Source organism: Streptomyces yaizuensis, assembly GCF_034961445.1.
GTDB lineage: Bacteria > Actinomycetota > Actinomycetes > Streptomycetales > Streptomycetaceae > Streptomyces > Streptomyces yaizuensis.
The window spans coordinates 205,604-222,994 of sequence record NZ_BSBI01000006.1 but is presented as its reverse complement, the minus strand read 5'-3'; the positions used below and the strand labels follow the sequence as shown (position 1 = coordinate 222,994).

The 17,391-nt window shown below is 74.2% G+C and carries 10 protein-coding genes; 8 read left to right on the top strand and 2 right to left on the bottom strand.

Annotated features, from left to right (window positions below; genetic code table 11):
- Window positions 1-102 precede the first annotated feature (102 nt).
- The 4 genes from SYYSPA8_RS16750 to SYYSPA8_RS16735 all read left to right on the top strand — a co-directional run bounded on the left by SYYSPA8_RS16750 (window position 103) and on the right by SYYSPA8_RS16735 (window position 6,889).
- Window positions 103-2,304 carry a hypothetical protein gene (locus tag SYYSPA8_RS16750; protein WP_323447986.1) on the top strand — a complete coding sequence of 734 codons (2,202 nt, stop codon included), beginning with the start codon at window positions 103-105 and terminating at the stop codon, window positions 2,302-2,304.
- Between the two features lie 102 nt (window positions 2,305-2,406).
- The gene (locus tag SYYSPA8_RS16745) at window positions 2,407-4,566 is read left to right on the top strand and encodes a COG1361 S-layer family protein (protein WP_323447985.1); all 2,160 of its coding nucleotides are present in this window, start codon (window positions 2,407-2,409) and stop codon (window positions 4,564-4,566) included.
- 403 nt (window positions 4,567-4,969) lie between these two features.
- The gene (locus SYYSPA8_RS16740; RefSeq protein WP_323447984.1) at window positions 4,970-5,398 is read left to right on the top strand and encodes an SSI family serine proteinase inhibitor; all 429 of its coding nucleotides are present in this window, start codon (window positions 4,970-4,972) and stop codon (window positions 5,396-5,398) included.
- 120 nt (window positions 5,399-5,518) lie between these two features.
- On the top strand, window positions 5,519-6,889 hold the full coding sequence (locus SYYSPA8_RS16735; RefSeq protein WP_323447983.1) for an aspartate aminotransferase family protein: 1,371 nt from the start codon (window positions 5,519-5,521) through the stop codon (window positions 6,887-6,889).
- Here SYYSPA8_RS16735 and SYYSPA8_RS16730 read toward each other — a convergent pair.
- Window positions 6,879-10,928, bottom strand: a complete 4,050-nt coding sequence (locus SYYSPA8_RS16730) for an nSTAND1 domain-containing NTPase (RefSeq protein ID WP_323447982.1) — start codon at window positions 10,926-10,928, stop codon at window positions 6,879-6,881. The two genes, SYYSPA8_RS16735 and SYYSPA8_RS16730, sit on opposite strands and share 11 nt — an antisense overlap.
- Window positions 10,929-11,057: 129 nt before the next feature.
- Between SYYSPA8_RS16730 and SYYSPA8_RS16725 the strand changes: the two genes are divergently transcribed.
- Entirely contained in the window at window positions 11,058-12,623 is a 1,566-nt protein-coding gene (locus tag SYYSPA8_RS16725) for a glycosyltransferase family 39 protein (RefSeq protein ID WP_323447981.1), read from the top strand.
- Between the two features lie 91 nt (window positions 12,624-12,714).
- Here SYYSPA8_RS16725 and SYYSPA8_RS16720 read toward each other — a convergent pair whose 3' ends face one another.
- Entirely contained in the window at window positions 12,715-13,164 is a 450-nt protein-coding gene (locus SYYSPA8_RS16720; RefSeq protein WP_323447980.1) for a hypothetical protein, read from the bottom strand.
- A 73-nt stretch (window positions 13,165-13,237) separates the two neighbouring features.
- Between SYYSPA8_RS16720 and SYYSPA8_RS16715 the strand changes: the two genes are divergently transcribed.
- The 3 genes from SYYSPA8_RS16715 to SYYSPA8_RS16705 all read left to right on the top strand — a co-directional run bounded on the left by SYYSPA8_RS16715 (window position 13,238) and on the right by SYYSPA8_RS16705 (window position 17,370).
- Window positions 13,238-14,035 (top strand): GntR family transcriptional regulator, encoded by a 798-nt coding sequence (locus SYYSPA8_RS16715; protein ID WP_323447979.1) that lies wholly within the window; start codon window positions 13,238-13,240, stop codon window positions 14,033-14,035.
- Between the two features lie 2 nt (window positions 14,036-14,037).
- Window positions 14,038-16,509 (top strand): dolichyl-phosphate beta-glucosyltransferase, encoded by a 2,472-nt coding sequence (locus tag SYYSPA8_RS16710; RefSeq protein WP_323447978.1) that lies wholly within the window; start codon window positions 14,038-14,040, stop codon window positions 16,507-16,509.
- A gap of 210 nt (window positions 16,510-16,719) precedes the next feature.
- The gene (locus SYYSPA8_RS16705; RefSeq protein ID WP_323447977.1) at window positions 16,720-17,370 is read left to right on the top strand and encodes a hypothetical protein; all 651 of its coding nucleotides are present in this window, start codon (window positions 16,720-16,722) and stop codon (window positions 17,368-17,370) included.
- Window positions 17,371-17,391 lie beyond the last annotated feature (21 nt).

Here is a 17,391-nt window from a genome sequence, read left to right as displayed (position 1 = left end):
ACCGGCCTGACCGGCCGAGCCGCCCGCCGGGCCCCGGGCCGCCCCTCTCCCCCGCCCCACCCGCACGATCCCGACCGACACCCGAGACGAAGGTCCGCGGACATGAGACTCATCTGGGGTCCGGCCATCACCGCCCCCCGCCGGCTCGCCCTGGCCGCCGTGTGCGGACTGCTGCTGCTGGCACCGCAGTTCCCCGCCGAATCCGCTGAATCCGCCGCACCCGCAGTACCCGCCGCATCCACCGCATCCACCGAATCGGCAGCGCCCACCGCACCCCCCGCAGGCACCCCCGACGGCCGCGCCGCCCGCCCCCGCGCCCTCAGCTTCCCCGTCCACGAGCCCTTCGACTCCGCGGTGGGCAGCCTGGGCACGGCCGTCGGCAGCGCCACCTTCCAGAGCGGCGGCTGGCTCCGGCTCACCAGCGCGGCCGGCAACCAGTCCGGGGCCTGGGAGATGAACGACTCCTTCTCCACCGGCCTCGGCATCGTCGCCGAGTTCACGTACGCCACCTACGGCGGCACCGCCTTCGACGGCAAGCGCGGCGACGGCCTCGCCTTCTTCCTCGCCAACGGCGCCTCCGCCAACGGCACCGGCGCCCCCGGCGGCAGCCTCGGCTACGCCTGCGGCGGCAACCCCTGCAACCGGGCCGGTGTCCCCGGGGCCTTCCTCGGCATCGGGATCGACGAGTTCGGCAACTTCTCCAGCGCGTCGGTGGGCAACGGCGGCCCCGGCACCCAGGCCAACCGGATCGTGCTGCGCGGCGGCGGCAACAACACCACCGGCTACCGCTTCGGCACCTCCACCCCCGGCCCCACCCAGGGCTCCTCCCCCTGCGCGCTCCCCGCCACCAGCGTGGAGACCTGCGGGCGCGGCGACTACCGGACCGTACGCGTCACCGTGACCCCGAGCGGCGGCCAACTGCTGGTCTCCCTCTGGTCGGACACCGGCCCCGGCACCGCGATGCAGCAGATCATCACCGACTTCAACGTGTCGACGATCGCGAACCAGCCGGCCCTCCCCCCCACCCTGAAGGTCGGCTTCTCCGGCGGTACGGGCGGCGCCACCAACATCCACGAGATCGGCGATCTGAAGATCAACGTCCCGGCGGACCTGTCGGTCACGAAGACCGCGAACGTCAGCACCGTCCCGGCGGGCACCGGGCCGGTCACGTACACCGTCAAGGTCTCCAACAGCAACGAGAACGACGTGATGGGCGCGTTCGTCCGGGACGCCGTCCCCGGGCTCACGGGTGTCACCTGGACCTGCACGGCGACGACGGGCAGCTCCTGCGGCCAGCCGTCCGGCAGTGGCAACAACCTGGCCACCACGGTGAATCTGCTGCGGAACGGCTCCGCGACCTACACCATCACCGGCACCGCGCCCGCCCAGCCGGCCACGCTGACCAACACGGTCACGGTCACCCCGCCCGCCGACCGCAGCGACACGGATCCCACCAACAACACCGCCTCCGTGACCACGACGGTGACCGCGCGCGCGGACGTCGCCGCGATCAAGAACGGGGTCGGCACCGGCCCGGTCACCCCGGGCCAGCAGTTCGACTTCCGCGTCACCGCCGTGAACAACGGTCCTTCGAACACCACCAACGTACGGCTGAGGGACACCCTCCCCGCCGGGCTGACCTTCGTCTCCTCCGGCAGCGGCTGCACGGCCGCCGGCCAGAACGTCACCTGTCCCGCCCTCGCGAGCCTGGCGTCCGGAGCCACCTCCTCGTGGACGTTCCGGGTGCGGCTCGACCCCGCGTACACCGGGGACGGCTCCACCCTCGTGAACACGGCGACGCTCGTCCACGACGTCCCCGACCCGAACACCGCGAACAACACGGCGACGGCGATCCCGCCGGGCGGGGTCACCGTCCCCCGGGCCGATCTGCGGACCGTCAAACGGACCGGGACCACCGCCCTCGTCTCCCCCGGTGAGAGCTTCGACTTCACCGTCACCGTCACCAACGACGGCCCGTCGAACGCCCGCCAGGCGCGGATCACGGACCCCCTGCCCACCGCGTTCGCCTTCGTCTCGTCGCCGGACGGCTGTACGGCGTCGGGGCAGACGGTGCGCTGCGGACCGGTGACGACGCTGACCCCGGGAGCCTCGGTGTCCTGGACGTTCCGGGTGCGGCTGAGCCCCACGTACGAGGGGAACGGCTCGGACCTGCGCAACACGGCCACCGCGTCGTCGGCGACCGAGGATCCCGACGAGACCAACAACAGCGGCTCCGCCGGGCCCCCCGGCGGCCGGACGAATCCACCGACCGCCGACATCGTCCTCACCAAGCGGACCGACTGACTCCCCTACCCCCCTGCCCCTGCTGTCCCCCGCCACCCGCCACCCGCCCGCAGGGCCCGTCCCCGGCCCCCGGACCACTGAACGGAACGGAATCGATGTGAGATGAGAACGACCAGACATCGGCCCCCCACGGTGAGAGCGGCCGTCGCCGCGCTCGCGTGCGTACTACCGCTGTGGTCCGGCACGGGTGGCGCCGTGGCCGCCCCCCAGCTCCCCTCCCTGCTCCCCCCGGCCGCCCTCTCCGCCCCCCTCGTGGCGCACGAGCGCCCGGCCCGGGTCGAGACCCGGCTGACCCGGGCCCCGGCGTCCCGGGCCGTCCCGCCCGGCGGGATGGTCACCTACACCCTCACCGCCACCAACCGGGGCCCGTCCGTGGCCCGCGAGGTGATCGCCACCGACCTCCTGCCCGAGGGCATGGAGTTCGTCTCCTCCGCCGACGGCTGCACCGCGTCGGGACGGAACATCACCTGCGGCCCCGAGCCCCAGCTCGCGGTCGGCGAGACCAAGAACTGGACGTTCATCGTCCGTCTCGACCCCTCCTATCAGGGCGACGGCAGCGACCTCGGGAACTCGGCCGACGGCACCTCCGAGGCCGTCGACCCCGACCCCGGCAACAACAAGCCGGACCCGGTGATCCCCGAGGGCCCGTTCACCCCCGTATCGGATCTCAACACCGTGAAGAACGCGCTGGGTTCGGGACCGATCGTCCCCGGCGAGGAGTTCGAGTACGAGATCATCACCGAGAACACCGGGCCGTCGGACGCCCGCAATGTCACCGTCACGGACGCCCTGCCGGCCGGGATCACCTTCGTCTCGTCCGGCGCCCCCTGCCGGGCCTCCGGTCAGCAGGTCACCTGCGGCCCGCTCGCCCGGCTCGCCGCCGGCGGCCATGTGACCTGGACCTTCCGGGTCAAGCTCAGCGACTCGTACACCGGCGACGGCAGCGATCTGGCCAACACCGCCACCTCCACATCGGACTCCGAGGACCCCAACCCCGAGGACAACACCTCGCCGCCGGTGCGGCCGCCGGGCGGGGTCAGCCAGCCGCAGGCCGATGTGTGGACCGCCAAGCGGCCCACGACCACCACTCCCGTCTCCCCCGGTCAGACCTTCGCGTACGCGGTGACCGTCACCAACGACGGCCCCTCCCGCGCCCGGAACGTCCGGATCACCGACACGCTGCCCGCTCCGCTCGCCTTCGTCTCCTCCCCGGACGGCTGCACGGCGACCGGACAGAACGTCAGCTGCGGACCGGAGGCCGCCCTCGCCCCCGGGGCGTCGAAGACCTGGACCTTCACCGTCCGGCTCGACCCCAACTACCGGGGTGACGGATCGGACATCGCCAACACCGCGACCGCGGCGTCGGACACCACCGACCCGGTGCCCGGGAACAACACCAGCCCGCCCGCCGGGCTGCCCGGCAGCGCGGTCAACCAGCCCTACGCGGACCTGTCGGTGACGAAGACGGCCGTGGGCAGCACCCCGCTGCCACCCGGGTCGACCTTCGACTACCGGATCCACATCACCAACAACGGCCCGTCGGCGGACGCCCTCAATGTGCGGCTCGCGGACAGCCTGCCGCCGGGACTCATCTATGTGTCGTCGTCGCCCGCCGGGTGCACGGTCTCCGGGCAGCTGGTCAACTGCCGGCGCAGCACCCCGCTCCAGGTGGGCCAGAGCGTCGACTACACCCTGACCGTACGGATCGACCCCGACTACAAGGGCGACGGCAGCGACCTGCTGAACAGGGCCAAGGTCACCGCCGACAACATCGACCCGAACAGCCGCAACGACGAGGACGAGGAGCTTCCGCCCGGCGGCTCGGTCGCCCAGCCGTCGGCGGACCTGGCCATCGTCAAGCGGCCGACGACCACGGCCCCCATCGCCCCCGGCGAGTCCTTCGACTACGAGATCACCGTCACCAACAACGGCCCGTCGACGGCCGAGCAGGTACGGGTGACCGACATGCTGCCGACCGCGCTGACCTTCGTCTCCTCGGACGACGCGTGCGTCTCCGGGGACACGGTGCAGTGCGGGCCGCTCGACAGCCTCGCCCCCAGGGCGTCGACGACCTGGGTGTTCCGGGTGAAGCTGGACCCGGAGTACGAGGGCGACGGCGGCGACATCCGCAACACGGCCACGGTGCACTCGGACACACACGACCCGGTGCCCGGGAACAACACCAGCCAGGCCGCGGGTACCCCCGGCGGCACGGTGAAGGAGCCCACCGCCGATCTGGAGGTGACGAAGAAGACCCCGTGACCTCCTCCTGATCACCCCCGACCCCCGCCCGGACCGCACGGCCCCGGGCGGGGGTCGCCCGTCGCCCACCCGTTCCCCGCGTTCACGGGCGGGCCCGTCAGCCCGGGTCCCAGCTCCCCGAACCGGACCCGTTGCGACGGCCCGCCGGTGCGGTCCGGACGGCCCCCGCCCGGGGTACATGGACGGACAAGGGCGACTGTCCCTGTGATCTCGGCATGAACCCATGGTCGTCCGCCCCTGCCGGAAGTTCTTCCGCCCCAGGGGCAACGCCCGTCTCCTCCGTACGGGGGAGACGGGTGTTGGTTGTACGCCGGACGAGGGACCGCCCGGCGTGTCCACCGACCGCACCGGGGGGATCGGCGCTGGTCTGGGGGAGTTCGTCCCTCCGGCAGGAAGAGTTCCCATGCGCCGCCGCGCGGTCCTCCGTACCGTCGTTCCCGTCGTCGCCGCCGTCGTCGCCGCCCTCGGGACCGGCACCGGCACCGGCGCCGCGTCCGTACCGGCCGGCCAGGCGGCCCCCGCCGCGCACATCGGACCTGGGCTGCTGCTGACCGTCGCGGGCCCGGGGAGCGGCGGCCACCGCTCGGTCACGCTGCTGTGCGACCCGCCGGGCGGCACCCACCCCGAGCCCGTGGCCGCCTGCGACGCGCTGGCGCTGGCCGGCGGCGACCCGAACGCGCTGGCCGGGGAGCCGGGGATCTGCCCGCTGGACTACAACCCGGTCACGGCGAGCGCGTACGGCGACTTCCGGGGCCGGGTGGTGAGCTGGCGGAAGACCTTCACCAACGCCTGCGTCCTGCACCGGGAGACCACACCCGTCTTCGACTTCTGATCCGCCCAGGGAAGTCCCGCGTACCGGCGGGCGCGGCCCGACAGAACGCCGTGGCCGGGGCCGCCGGGCCCGACAGTGTGGCCATGACGGGCCGTACCGCGCCCTCCGTACGCTGACGGCATGACCACTCATGCCCAGCGGCCCGCCGCCGACCCCGTGACCGCCGCCGCCGTCAAGGCCGCGGACCGCGCCCACGTCTTCCACTCCTGGTCCGCCCAGGGGCTGATCGACCCGCTCGCCGTCGCGGGCGCGGAGGGCTCGTACTTCTGGGACTACGAGGGCAGGCGCTATCTCGACTTCACCAGCGGGCTGGTCTACACGAACATCGGCTATCAGCACCCCACCGTCGTCGCCGCCATCCAGGAGCAGGCCGGGAAGCTGACGACCTTCGCCCCCGCGTTCGCCGTGGAGGCCCGCTCGGAGGCGGCCCGGCTGATCGCCGAGCGCACCCCGGGCGACCTGGACCGGATCTTCTTCACCAGCGGCGGCGCCGAGGCGGTCGAGCACGCCGTGCGGATGGCCCGGCTGCACACCGGCCGGCCGAAGATCCTCTCCGCGTACCGCTCGTACCACGGGGCCACCGGCACGGCGATCAACGTGACCGGCGACCCCCGGCGCTGGGCCTCCGACAACGGCACCGCCGGTGTGGTCCGCTTCTGGGCGCCCTTCCTCTACCGTTCGCCGTTCTACGCGACGACGGAGGCGGAGGAAGCCGAGCGGGCGCTGCGGCATCTGGAGGAGACGATCGCCTTCGAGGGCCCGTCGACGGTGGCCGCCGTGGTCCTGGAGACCATCCCGGGCACCGCCGGGATCATGGTCCCGCCGCCGGGCTATCTCGCGGGGGTACGGGAGATCTGCGACCGGTACGGCGTCGTCATGGTGCTGGACGAGGTGATGACGGGCTTCGGGCGGACCGGGAAGTGGTTCGCGGCCGAGCACTTCGACGTGGTGCCCGATCTGCTGACCTTCGCCAAGGGCGTCAACTCGGGCTATGTCCCGCTGGGCGGGGTGGCGATCTCGGACCGGATCGCCGCGACCTTCGAGACCCGGGCCTACCCGGGCGGACTGACCTACTCCGGTCACCCGCTGGCCTGCGCGGCGGCCGTCGCCACGCTTCAGGTGATGGCGGACGAGAACGTGGTGGAACGGGCCGCCCGCACCGGCGCCGAACTCCTCGGCCCGGGTCTGCGCGCACTGGCGGAGCGGCACCCGAGCGTGGGCGAGGTGCGCGGTACGGGGGTGTTCTGGGCGCTCGATCTGGTCCGTGACCGGGCCACCCGGGAGCCCCTGGTCCCGTACAACGCGTCCGGGGAGGCGGCGGCGCCGATGGCCGCGTTCGCCGCCGCCTGCAAGGAGGGCGGGCTGTGGCCCTTCGTGAACATGCACCGGACGCATGTCGTGCCGCCGTGCACGGTCAGTGAGGCCGAGGTGAGGGAGGGTCTGGAGGTGCTGGACGCGGCGCTGACGGTGGCGGACGGGTTCACCGTCTGACCGCCCGGGCGGCCGGCCGCCCCGCGGTGCGTCCGGCCGTCCTCCGTCCCGCTGTTCCGGGGCCGCCCCACAGCGTCGGCCCCCGCCCCGGCCCGTCACCGGAACCGTTCTCCGTACGGGTCCCGGCCCCGGACCCCGGGTCCTCGCAGCCGGGGTCCGGAGTGGGGAGGAGGGGGTCGTCGTGCACGGGGATCTCGTCGGGCATCAGCCGGCCGATCCGCGCGCAGACCTCCCGCGCCATCCGCCCGGGATCGAGGGCGCGGGTGTGGGACGCCGTATGCGGTGTCGACACCCGCAGCCCGGTCCCGTCCCCGGTGAAGGCGAGGGCCAGCACGGGGCCGTCGGCGGGCGGGAGCGGCACACTCCGCTGGCTTTCGACGTCCCACAGCCGCAGGGCGCCATGGCTGTCGCCGGTGGCGAGGGTACGGCCGTCGTGGGAGAGGGCCAGCGCCACGGGCCGAGCGGCCCGGCCGTGCGGGGAGGGCCGCTCCGCCGGCAGCAGTACCCTGCTGAGGGCGTTGCCGGCGCGGGCCCAGACCGTGACCCGTCCCCTGGCGTCGGCCATCGCCGCGCTGCCCCAGTGCCGGCCGAAGGCCACGGACACCGCCGCCTCCTCGCCCTCCATGAGCTGATGGGTGTCTTTCACCTCCTCATTCGTGATCAGCCGCCGGTGTTCCGTGAAGAAGAGGTCCTCCTCGGTCCCCGTGCCGATCACCCGGCCGTGGTCACCGCGGGCCAGGGGCGCCCAGACCGGGGCCTGCCGCCCGGGGTGCCAGCGGACGACATCGACGGCGGTGCGGCGGGAGACCCCGAGCAGATCGCCCTCCGAGGCGAAGAACATCCCGGTGACCCCGGGCCTGAACGGCAGGACGAACCCGCCGGGCGGCCGGTCCGTGGCGCTCTCGTACGCGTGGTCGCCGGCGGAGGGCTGCGCCAGGTCGTGGAAGACGACCCGGCCCGACGCGTCGAGCCGGGCGAAGCGCGCCCCCTGGTCGTCGAGCGCCATCAGCGGACGGCAGGGGGCGGCGCACGCGCCGACCCCGGGGAAGCCGCGCCGCAGCCGCCCGTCGCCGTGGCGGATCTCGTACTCCCGGGACCGCGCGGTGGCCAGTACCCCGCCGTCCCGGGAGAACAGGGCCGCGTCGAGCGGGCGGTGCTCCCACTGCCGGGAGACGGCACTGCCCACGTCGACGGTCCGGAAGGTGAGCGCGGACGCCTCGCCCTCGCGGAAGCGGACGAGCCCCCGCTCCAGGTCCAGGCGCGGTTCCGCGTGCGGGAGTCCGCTGAGCGGGCGGTGGAGCACCGGTGCGCCGGTGGCGTCGGTCCGCCAGAGCCGGAGCACGTCCGTGGTGAGCGTGACGAGGTGGGAGCCGTCCGCGCTGAACGCCAGCAGGGGCGTCCCGTCGGTGGTGATCCGGGGGCGTTCCCGGCCGGTCCGTACCTCGATCGTGCGGACCCCGGTCGCGGTGGCGAAGGCGAGCGCCCGGCCGTCGGGGGTGAAGTGGAACCCGCCCGCGCCGCAGCCGCCGCCGGCCCGCGCGGTCCAGGGCGTGGGGAGCGTCCGGCGCTCGGTGATGTCCCACAGCCGCAGGGGTCCGCCACCGGGGCAGTACGCCAGGTACCGGCCCCCGGGGGAGACGGCGGCCCGGTCGATCCCGGGCCGCCGGTCGCCGGTGTCGAGGAGTTCCCGGCCCGTGGCGGTGTCCCAGAGCCGGAGCGGGCCGCCCGGCTCCCGGGCCGCGAGCAGATCGCCGCCCGGGGCGAACCAGCCCTCGATCCGGCCGGTGCGCGGCCCGAACGCGGGCCCGGTCAGCCGGTCCCGGTGGAGGTCCCAGAGCCGGATGCCCCGGTCGGTGCCGACGGCGACCGTGCGGTGGCCGGGGTCGACGGCGATCAGCCGCCGCTGATGCGCCCCGAGTGCGGCCCCGCGCCTGTGGGGCGTACCGGCGGTCAGGCCCTGGAGGACGACCCCGTCGGGGGTGAGGAGGAGCAGACTGCGGCCGTCGGCGCCGAGGTGGTGGCGTACGCCGATGCGGCCGACGGTCCCCGTGCCGTCGAAGAAGTCCCGTACCCGGAAGACGGACTGGTCGGGCTGGGCCGCCGCCTCGAAGAGGGCTTCCCGGGTCTCCTGGAGGTCCGCCTGGTGCCAGGCGGCGGCGCTCAGCCGCAGCGCGGCCGCCGGGTCCGACTCGCGGACCGTGTGCGCGAGACCGGCCAGCCGCCGGGCGTCGGCCTCGACCGCGCGGCGGTCGCCGGCCAGGCTCTGGCGCCAGAGTCCGAATCCGGCGATCGCGGAGAGGCAGAGCAGGACGGAGAGCGCGGCGGTGAGGGCCCGCAGCCGGCGGGTGGTGCGGGCCGCCGCGCGGAGCCCGGTGTCGTGGGCGTGGACGGAGGCGGCGAGGAAGTCCTGTTCGCAGGGGGTGAGGGCGGCCCCGGGGGCGGTCGCGGAACGCCGGGTCCGGGCCCGGCGCATACGGCTACGGGTACGGGTACGGGTACGGCCCGCGCGGGTGCGGCGGTCGGCGAGCAGCCGGGAGCCGGCCACCCGGCGGAATCGGGAGCCCGTGACCTCTTCGGTCTCCCTGTCCTCCGCAGCACCGTCTTCGGCTTCTTCGGCTTCTTCGGCTTCTTCGGCTTCTTCGGCTTCTTCCGCCGCGAAGAAGGTCTCGCGGGCCGCCGCCAGTTGCGCCCCCCGGTACAGCGCCCCTTCGTCCCGTCCCAGGGCGTCCCAGTTCCGGGCCGCCTCCGTGAGCCGGCGGTGCAGCCGCAGCCGTTCGCGGTCCGTCCCGATCCACTCGCGCAGCCGGGGCCAGCCCCGGATCAGGGCCTCGTGGGCGAGGTCGACGGTCCCGTCGTCGACGGTGAGGAGCCGGGCGGAGACCAGGCGTTCCAGGACCCGTTCGGACTCGGGCGAGCGGATCAGCTCGTCCCGGCCGGCCGAGCGGCGGGTGTCCTCGGTGGCGTCACCGGGGGATATCAGGCGCAGCAGCAGTGCCCGCGCGGCCCGTGCCTCGCCCGGGGTGAGGCCGGTGAAGACCTCCTCGGCGGTGTGCGCGACGGCGCCCTGGACGCCGCCGATCGCCTCGTACGCCGACAGGGTGAGGGTCCGGCCCCGGCGCCGGCGCCAGGTCTCCAGCAGGGCGTGGGACATCAGCGGCAGCCCGCCGGGCTGGTCGGCGATGTCGGCGACGATCCGGGTGGTCAGCGACCGTTCCACGATCAGCCGCTCGGCGCCGGCGGGGCCGACGACCGCCGCCCGCAGCTGCTCGGGGCTCATGGGCGGGACGAGCAGCACCGCTTTGCGCAGGGCGGCGGCGAGCGCGGGGTGTTCGGCGCACCGGCCGTAGAAGTCGGCGCGGACGGCGAGGACGACCCGGCAGCCGGAGTCGGTCAGCAGCTCGATGAAGGCGTTCCGTTCGGCCGGGTCCCGGCAGAGGGTGAACACCTCCTCGAACTGGTCGACCAGGAGCAGCGCCCCCTCCTCGGCCAGCGGTCCGTGGGTGCGGGCCGGGGTGGGTCCGGGGGTGAGGATCCGGATCACGTCGGCCGCCGGTCCGCCGCCGTCCCGGAGCGCGGGCACCAGACCGGCGCGCAGCAGCGACGACTTTCCGCTGCCGGACGCGCCGACGAGCGCGGCGAACGGGCGGCGCCGGATCAGCTTCAGCAGATCGGTGACGAGTTCGTCGCGGCCGAAGAAGTGGTCGCGGTCCCCGGAGTCGTAGCGGGCGAGTCCGGGGTAGGGGGCGGCGGTGCCGTCGTCGGGGGCGACGACGGGGTCGTCGGCCACCGCCCGGTGCCAGCGGCGTTCCCACTCCGCCGGGTCCCCGCCGCAGGCGGCCGCGTAGGCGAGGGCGACGGGGAGCGAGGGCAGCCGCTCGCCGGAGGCGGCCTGGGAGAGGGTGGGGGCGGAGTACGGGGAGCCTTCGGCCATCGCCCGGTAGGTGGGTCCGCCGGCCGTGCGGCGGAGTTCGCGCAGGGCGTGGGCGAAGGCCGCGGCCGGCCCCTCCGTCGGCTCCAGCGCCTTCTCCCGGCGTCCCATCCCGCGCCCCTCCCCGTCCCCCGTGCGGCCCTCGGATGACCCTCATGTGGCCCCTGGGCAGGGTAAATGAATTGATGGGTACGGCGTGGGGGGCCTGCCCATCAATGCGCGGGCCAGTGGACTCGCCGCATGATCGATGCCGCGACCGCACCTGTCCGCCCGCTGCCCGGGGCCCGGCCAGGACCTCCGCCCGCCGCTGCCCGCGCTGCCCGCGCTGCCCGTACGGCGTGGAGATGCGCGCTGCCGCCGGCCGCGCTGGCGCTCGTGCTCGGGCTCTGGGGGATCCGCCGCGAGGGCACGCTGTGGGGCGACGAGGCGGTCACCTACGAGATGGCGCGGCGGAGCGTGCCGGAGATCTGGGCGACGCTGGGGACGGCGGACGTGGTCCACGGTCTGCACTACCTGCTGATGCATGTGGTGTTCCACGCCGGGGAACCGGGGCTCGTGGCGCTGCGGCTGCCGTCGGTGCTGGCGATGGCGGCGACCGCCGCCGGGGTCGCGCTGATCGGTCTGCGGCTCGCGGGCCCGCGCGCCGGGCTGCTGGCGGGGCTTGTGCTGGCGGTGCTGCCGGTGGTCCAGCGGTACGCGCAGGAGGGGCGTTCGTACGCGCTCGTGTGCGCGCTGGTCACCTGGGCGACGCTGCTGCTGCTCCAGCGGCGGTGGGGGGCGTACGGGGCGGTGCTGCTGACCGCGTGTCTGCTGCACGAGTTCGCGGTGCTGACGCTGGTCGCGCACGCGGTGACGCTGTACCGGCCGGGCGGGTACGGGGCCGGGATCAGGGCGGGGATCAGGACGGGGGTCAGGACCGAGGCCAGAGCAGGGACCGGGAGTCGCGGAACGGATGCTTCCGGGCGGCCGCCGCGCGGCTGGTGGCGGGCCGCGGCGGTGATCTGCGTCGTCCTCGCCCCGCTGGCGCTGTTCTCGGTGACGCAGTCGGCCCAGGTGGACTGGATCGGCCGGCCGGACTTCGCGCAGGTGGGCGCGTTCGCGGCGCTGGCGGCGGTGGGCGTGCTCTGCGCCCGGTCGCCGGGCGGGGACCGGGTGGGGGCGCTGGCCCTGCCGCTGCTGGTCCTCCCGTCGGCGCTGCTGATCGTCGTCTCCTTCGGCCACCCGCTCTTCGTGGACCGCTATGTGCTGCCGTATGTCGTCGGATTCGCGCTGCTGCTGGGAGCGGCGCTGGACCACCACTGGTCGCGGACGGTCGCCGGGGCCACCGCCGCGGCGGCGCTGCTGACCCTGGTCGCCCAGGGCCCGCATCTGCGGTCGCCGGAGAGCCGGAAGAACGATGTGGGCGCGGTGGCGGACGCCGTCGCGGAGCTGGCCCGCCCCGGGGACGCGGTGCTCTTCACCCCGCAGCGGCGCCGGGTCTGGTCCCTCGTGCACGCCGACGGCTTCCGGGGGCTGCCGGACCTCTCGCTGGACCGCTCGCCGCGCACGTCGGACACGCTGTTCGGGACGGAGCTGGCACCCGCCGCGATCCGGGACCGGATGTTGGAGCACCCCGGGCGGGTCCTGGTCCTCCAGGACCGGCGCGGGCAGCCGCTGGACGCGGTGCCGGGGGAGGAGATGAAGCGGGAGGTGCTGGAGCGCCACTTCCGGCTGGTGTCGGAGCGGGTGGTGGACCAGGCGCGGATCGGGGTGTACGTGAGAAGGGCGGCCCCGGCGGCGGACGCGGCACCGAACGCGGCGGAATGAGCCCGGGAGCCGGAGGCCCGGAGGAGCAGGGCCGGAAGGCTCAGGGGCAGGGGCAGGGGCAGGGGCAGGGCCGGGGCCGGAGCACAGGTGCTCACCCCGCCGGCTCGACCTCCAGGAACCGCCGTCCGCCGGCCCCCCGGTAGAGCAGCGCCTCCCAGCCGGCCTCCGCCAGCACCCGCGCGCCCTCCCGCAGCCGCCCCTCCGCCTCCCTGGGGGCCGCGCCGCCCGGCGGCCCGGCCCACTCCACCCGTACCGCGTCCGGCCGCTCCGCGTCCGCCACCACCCGGTACCCGGCCGCCACCCGCGCGCCGTCCCCGGCCACCGCCGACGGCGGTACGCCACCGGCCTCCAGCGCGAGCGCCACCGCCCACACCATCCGGCCGCGTTCCCAGGGCGCGGGAGCGGTCCCGGTGAGCCGGCGGATCTGTATCAGCCCTGCGTAGGCGGCCTGTACCTCCGCCGTGCGGGCGGCGTCGCCGGCGGTCGGCGGGCCGTCCCCCGTCGCCGCCTCGAAGACACCATTCGCCCCGATTTCACCCATCTGCGCCTCACTTGGTCCATATACTGACTGGCCTATCGTGTCCGGGACCCACTTTGGCGAAGGAGAGCCACCGATGCCCCGGCCCGGACCGAACGGCGCGCGTACCGCTGTCACCCGCAACACCCTGCGGCAGCAGATCGCGGACGCGCTGCGGGACGAGGTGCTGGCCGGGCGGCTGCTCCCCGGCCAGGAGTTCACCGTCCGGCAGATCGCCGAACAGTACGGGGTCTCCGCGACACCGGTGCGCGAGGCGCTCGTCGACCTCAGCGCACAGGGACTGCTCGACTGCGACCAGCACCGGGGCTTCAAGGTGCACCGCTTCACCGTCGCCGACTACCGGACGATGGTCGAGTCCCGCTCCCTGGTGATGGACGGGGTGATCCGGCACGCCGAGCGCCGGGGACGGGCCCGTACCCACGCCGTCGCCATGGTCGCCGTGCGCCGCCGCGCCGAGGAGGCGGCCCGCGCGGCCCGCTGCGGCGACCTGGACATCCATATCGGGTATGACCTGCGTTACTGGCACGAACTTGGAACCATCCTTGCCAATCCCTATATATCAGGCTTTCTCCACCGACTCCGGGTCCAGGGCTGGGTCTTCGCCGTCCCCCACCTCAGGGTGGACGACGACCGCAGCGGCTGGCTGTGGAGCGGCCATGAGGAACTGGTGGACGCGGTGACCCTCGGGGACCTCGGCGCGGCCCGCGCCGTCATCGACGCGCACAACGACCGGGCGCTCGCCTGGGCGGACCGCCTGGAACGACCGGACCGTACAGACGGGCCCGATCCGGCGGACCGACCGGATCTGCCGGACCGACCGGACCGACCGGAGCGACCAGATCTGCCGGACCGACGGGAGCGACGGGAACGGTGACCATGGCCCCGCACCCGGACCCCGTCACCCTCCCACCCGCCGTCGACGGCGGCGGCGTGGAGCTGAGCGTGGTCGTCCCCGCGTACAACGAGGAGAGCAGGCTCCGCCCCACCCTGGACGCGATCCGCGCCCATCTGTCGGCGGATCCCGCCCTCACCTGGGAAGTGATCGTGGTGGACGACGGCTCCACCGACGGCACCGCGCGGGTCGCGCGCGAAGCCGCCGCCACGGAGCCCCGGATCCAGGTCCTGACCGCGCCCGACGGCGCCAACCACGGCAAGGGCGACGCGCTGCGGCGCGGCGTGCTCTCCTCGTACGGCCGCCGGGTGCTGGTCACCGACGCCGACCTCGCCACCCCCATAGAGGAGCTGGACCGGCTCGGGAAGCTGCTCGCCGAGGCGGGCACGGCCGCCGCGATCGGCTCACGCGCCCACCCCGACTCGCTGATAGAGATCCACCAGTGGCGGGTACGGGAATGGCTCGGCCGGCTCGGCAACCGGCTGATACGCACCGTCGCGGTCCCGGGGATCCATGACACCCAGTGCGGTTTCAAACTCTTCGACGGCGACAAGGCGCGGGCGGCGTTCGCCGACTCCCGGCTGGACGGGTGGGGCATCGATGTGGAGATCCTGCGGCACTTCCGGCGCGAGGGCTGGCCGGTGACCGAGGTCCCCGTCCGCTGGTCGCACCGGCCCGGCTCCAAGGTCCGCCCCCTGGACTACGGACGGGTGCTGCTGGAGCTGCTGCGGCTGCGGACCCGCTCCCTCACCCGCGTCGACCTGCTGATCGTCCTCGGCTTCCTGCTCGCGGCCTTCGTCCTCTACCAGGACCTGTGGGCCGATCTGGACCGTGGCTACCTCGCCGACGCCGGCCAGGACCAGAACCAGTGGGAGTGGTTCTTCCGGGTCACCGCCGAGAACGTCACCCAGCTGCGCAACCCCCTCTTCACCACACTCCAGGGCCACCCCGAGGGGGTGAACCTGATGGCGAACACCGTGATGCTGGGCCTGTCCGTGCCCCTCACCCCGGTGACCCTGCTGCTGGGGCCCCCCGTCACCTGGGCCCTGGTCCTCACCGTCGGCCTCGCCGCCACCGCGATCTGCTGGTACCGGGTGTTCGGCCGCTGGCTCGTGGCCGACCGCTGGGCCGCCGCCGTCGGCGCGGGCTTCGCCGCCTTCGCGCCACCGATGATCTCCCACGGCAACGCGCACCCCAACTTCCTCGCCCTCTTCATGATCCCGGTGATCGTCGACCGCGCGCTGCGGCTCTGCGAGGGCCGCCAGGTGGTCCGCGACGGCATCCTCCTCGGGCTCTTCACCACGTACCAGATCTTCCTGGGCGAGGAGGCGCTGCTGCTCGCCGCGATGGGGATGCTCTTCTTCGGAGCGGCGTACGCGCTCTGCCGCCGCGATGTCGCGGCGGTGGCGTGGCGGCCGCTGCTGCGGGGCACCCTCATCGGGCTCGCGGTCTGTCTGCCGCTGGTCGCCTTCCCGCTGGGCTGGCAGTTCTTCGGCCCGCAGAGCTACACCCAGATCATGCACGGCGACAACACGAACAACAGCCCGCGCGCGTTCGTGGAGTTCGCCGGGCGCTCGCTGGCGGGCGACGCCGAGGACGCCGACCCCCTGGCGATGAACCGCACCGAGCAGAACGCGTTCTTCGGCTGGCCGGTGCTGCTCCTCACGACCGTGGTCGTGCTGTGGCTGCGGCGCTCCGCGCTGGTGAAGGCGCTCGCGTTCACGGCGGTGGCGGCGGCGCTGCTGTCGCTGGGCGTGAAGTTCCGCATCCCGTCCACGGACGTGGTCCTCACCGGGCCCTGGTGGGCGCTGGCGGAGCTGCCGCTCTTCGAGTCGGTCATCGAGTCCCGGGTCGCGATGATCTGCGCGCCGGTGATCGGCGCCCTGCTCGCCCTCGCCGTCGACCGGTTCACCGTGGCACCGTCGATGGTCCTGCGCACGGGCGGACTGCTGGCGGTCACCGCCGCGCTGCTGCCCGTACTGCCGACGCCGTACCCGGTACGGGAACGGGCGCCCGTACCCGCCTTCGTCACCGAGGGGATGTACCGCTCGTACCTCGCCGACGGCGAGTCGATGGTCACCGTGCCGCTGCCGGGCCCCGGCGGCGCCGATCCGCTGTACTGGCAGTCGTCCACCGGCCTCGGCTTCCCGCTGGCGGGCGGCTACTTCAACGGACCGTGGGGCCCCGACCGGATCGGGATCTACGGCTCCACCCCGCGCCACACCTCCAACCTCTTCGGCGAGGTCCGCAACAGCGGCGAGGTGCCCGAGATCGGCCCGCAGTGGCAGGCCCAGGCGCGGGCCGACCTGAAGGCCTGGCGGGCGGGGGTGGTGGTGCTGACACCGCAGTACAACGACCACGCCCTGTACGCCACCGTCGAGCGGCTGCTCGGCCGTCCCGGGCGGCCGGTGGGCGGCGTGTGGGTGTGGGATGTGGGCACGGCTCGCGGGGAATGAACGGGGAAGGGAGCACCGGGAGGGAACGGAGAGGACAGAGCGTGAAGGGGGCGACGCAAGGATGTCCCCGGACTGCCATGACCGGGCACGATGTGCGACGGTATCCCCGCCCGGCGCCGCCCTTTTCCACCCGGTGCGCCCCGTGCGCCCGGCGCCGCCCTGGCCGCGTGTTCCCGCCCCGGCCCCGACCCCTAGGAGAGCGAGCCCCCCTTGGCCTGTGACCTCTGGCTGGTCCCCCTTGTCGACGTGCTCTGCCACAGCCCCGACAACCCCTTCGCCGAAGAACTCGCCGCGTACGACGAGGCCCTGACCGGGGCCGGACTGCCGACGGTGCCCGTCTTCGCCTATATGCCGGGCCTCTCGGGCGACGTGGCCCCGGTCGCCGGCTTCGACTACGACGCCCTGCACTTCCTGCGCCGGGCGTATCTGCTGCGGCTCTGCGGGCTCGCGGTGACGCCGGTGGACGAACTGGGCGGCGACTACGAACAGCTCCTGGAGATGTTCGAGTCCACCGCCCAGGAGTCCCACCTGGTCTGGCACTACGACCACGCGGGCGCGTACGTCCCGGTCGACTTCGCGAGCCCCCTGGCCACCGAGGCCCTCCTCGCGGGCGGCGGCCCGCTCGGCTCCACCCAGGGCCTGCTGCGGGAGCTGGAGTTCGTGGCACCGGCCCTGGGCATCGACCCGGCCAACCCACCGGCGGCCCCGGTGGCACCCCTCCGCCCCACCTCCCTGGAGGAACCGGCGGCCCCGGTCCCCCTGGACGACAACCCCTTCGCCCGCGAACGCCACGTCTGGCTGGGCCTCCACGCGGCGGCCACGCGCAGCCTGGGCCAGGGCTCGATGATCGTCTTCAGCTGATCGGTACGGGGTGCGCCCCGC

Coding starts and splice junctions, on each gene's coding strand:
- SYYSPA8_RS16735 (WP_323447983.1), top strand. CDS start 5,519: ATGACCACTCATGCCCAGCGGCCCGCCGCCGACCCCGTGACCGCCGCC.
- SYYSPA8_RS16745 (WP_323447985.1), top strand. CDS start 2,407: ATGAGAACGACCAGACATCGGCCCCCCACGGTGAGAGCGGCCGTCGCC.
- SYYSPA8_RS16720 (WP_323447980.1), bottom strand. CDS start 13,164: ATGGGTGAAATCGGGGCGAATGGTGTCTTCGAGGCGGCGACGGGGGAC.
- SYYSPA8_RS16710 (WP_323447978.1), top strand. CDS start 14,038: ATGGCCCCGCACCCGGACCCCGTCACCCTCCCACCCGCCGTCGACGGC.
- SYYSPA8_RS16740 (WP_323447984.1), top strand. CDS start 4,970: ATGCGCCGCCGCGCGGTCCTCCGTACCGTCGTTCCCGTCGTCGCCGCC.
- SYYSPA8_RS16730 (WP_323447982.1), bottom strand. CDS start 10,928: ATGGGACGCCGGGAGAAGGCGCTGGAGCCGACGGAGGGGCCGGCCGCG.
- SYYSPA8_RS16750 (WP_323447986.1), top strand. CDS start 103: ATGAGACTCATCTGGGGTCCGGCCATCACCGCCCCCCGCCGGCTCGCC.
- SYYSPA8_RS16715 (WP_323447979.1), top strand. CDS start 13,238: ATGCCCCGGCCCGGACCGAACGGCGCGCGTACCGCTGTCACCCGCAAC.
- SYYSPA8_RS16725 (WP_323447981.1), top strand. CDS start 11,058: ATGATCGATGCCGCGACCGCACCTGTCCGCCCGCTGCCCGGGGCCCGG.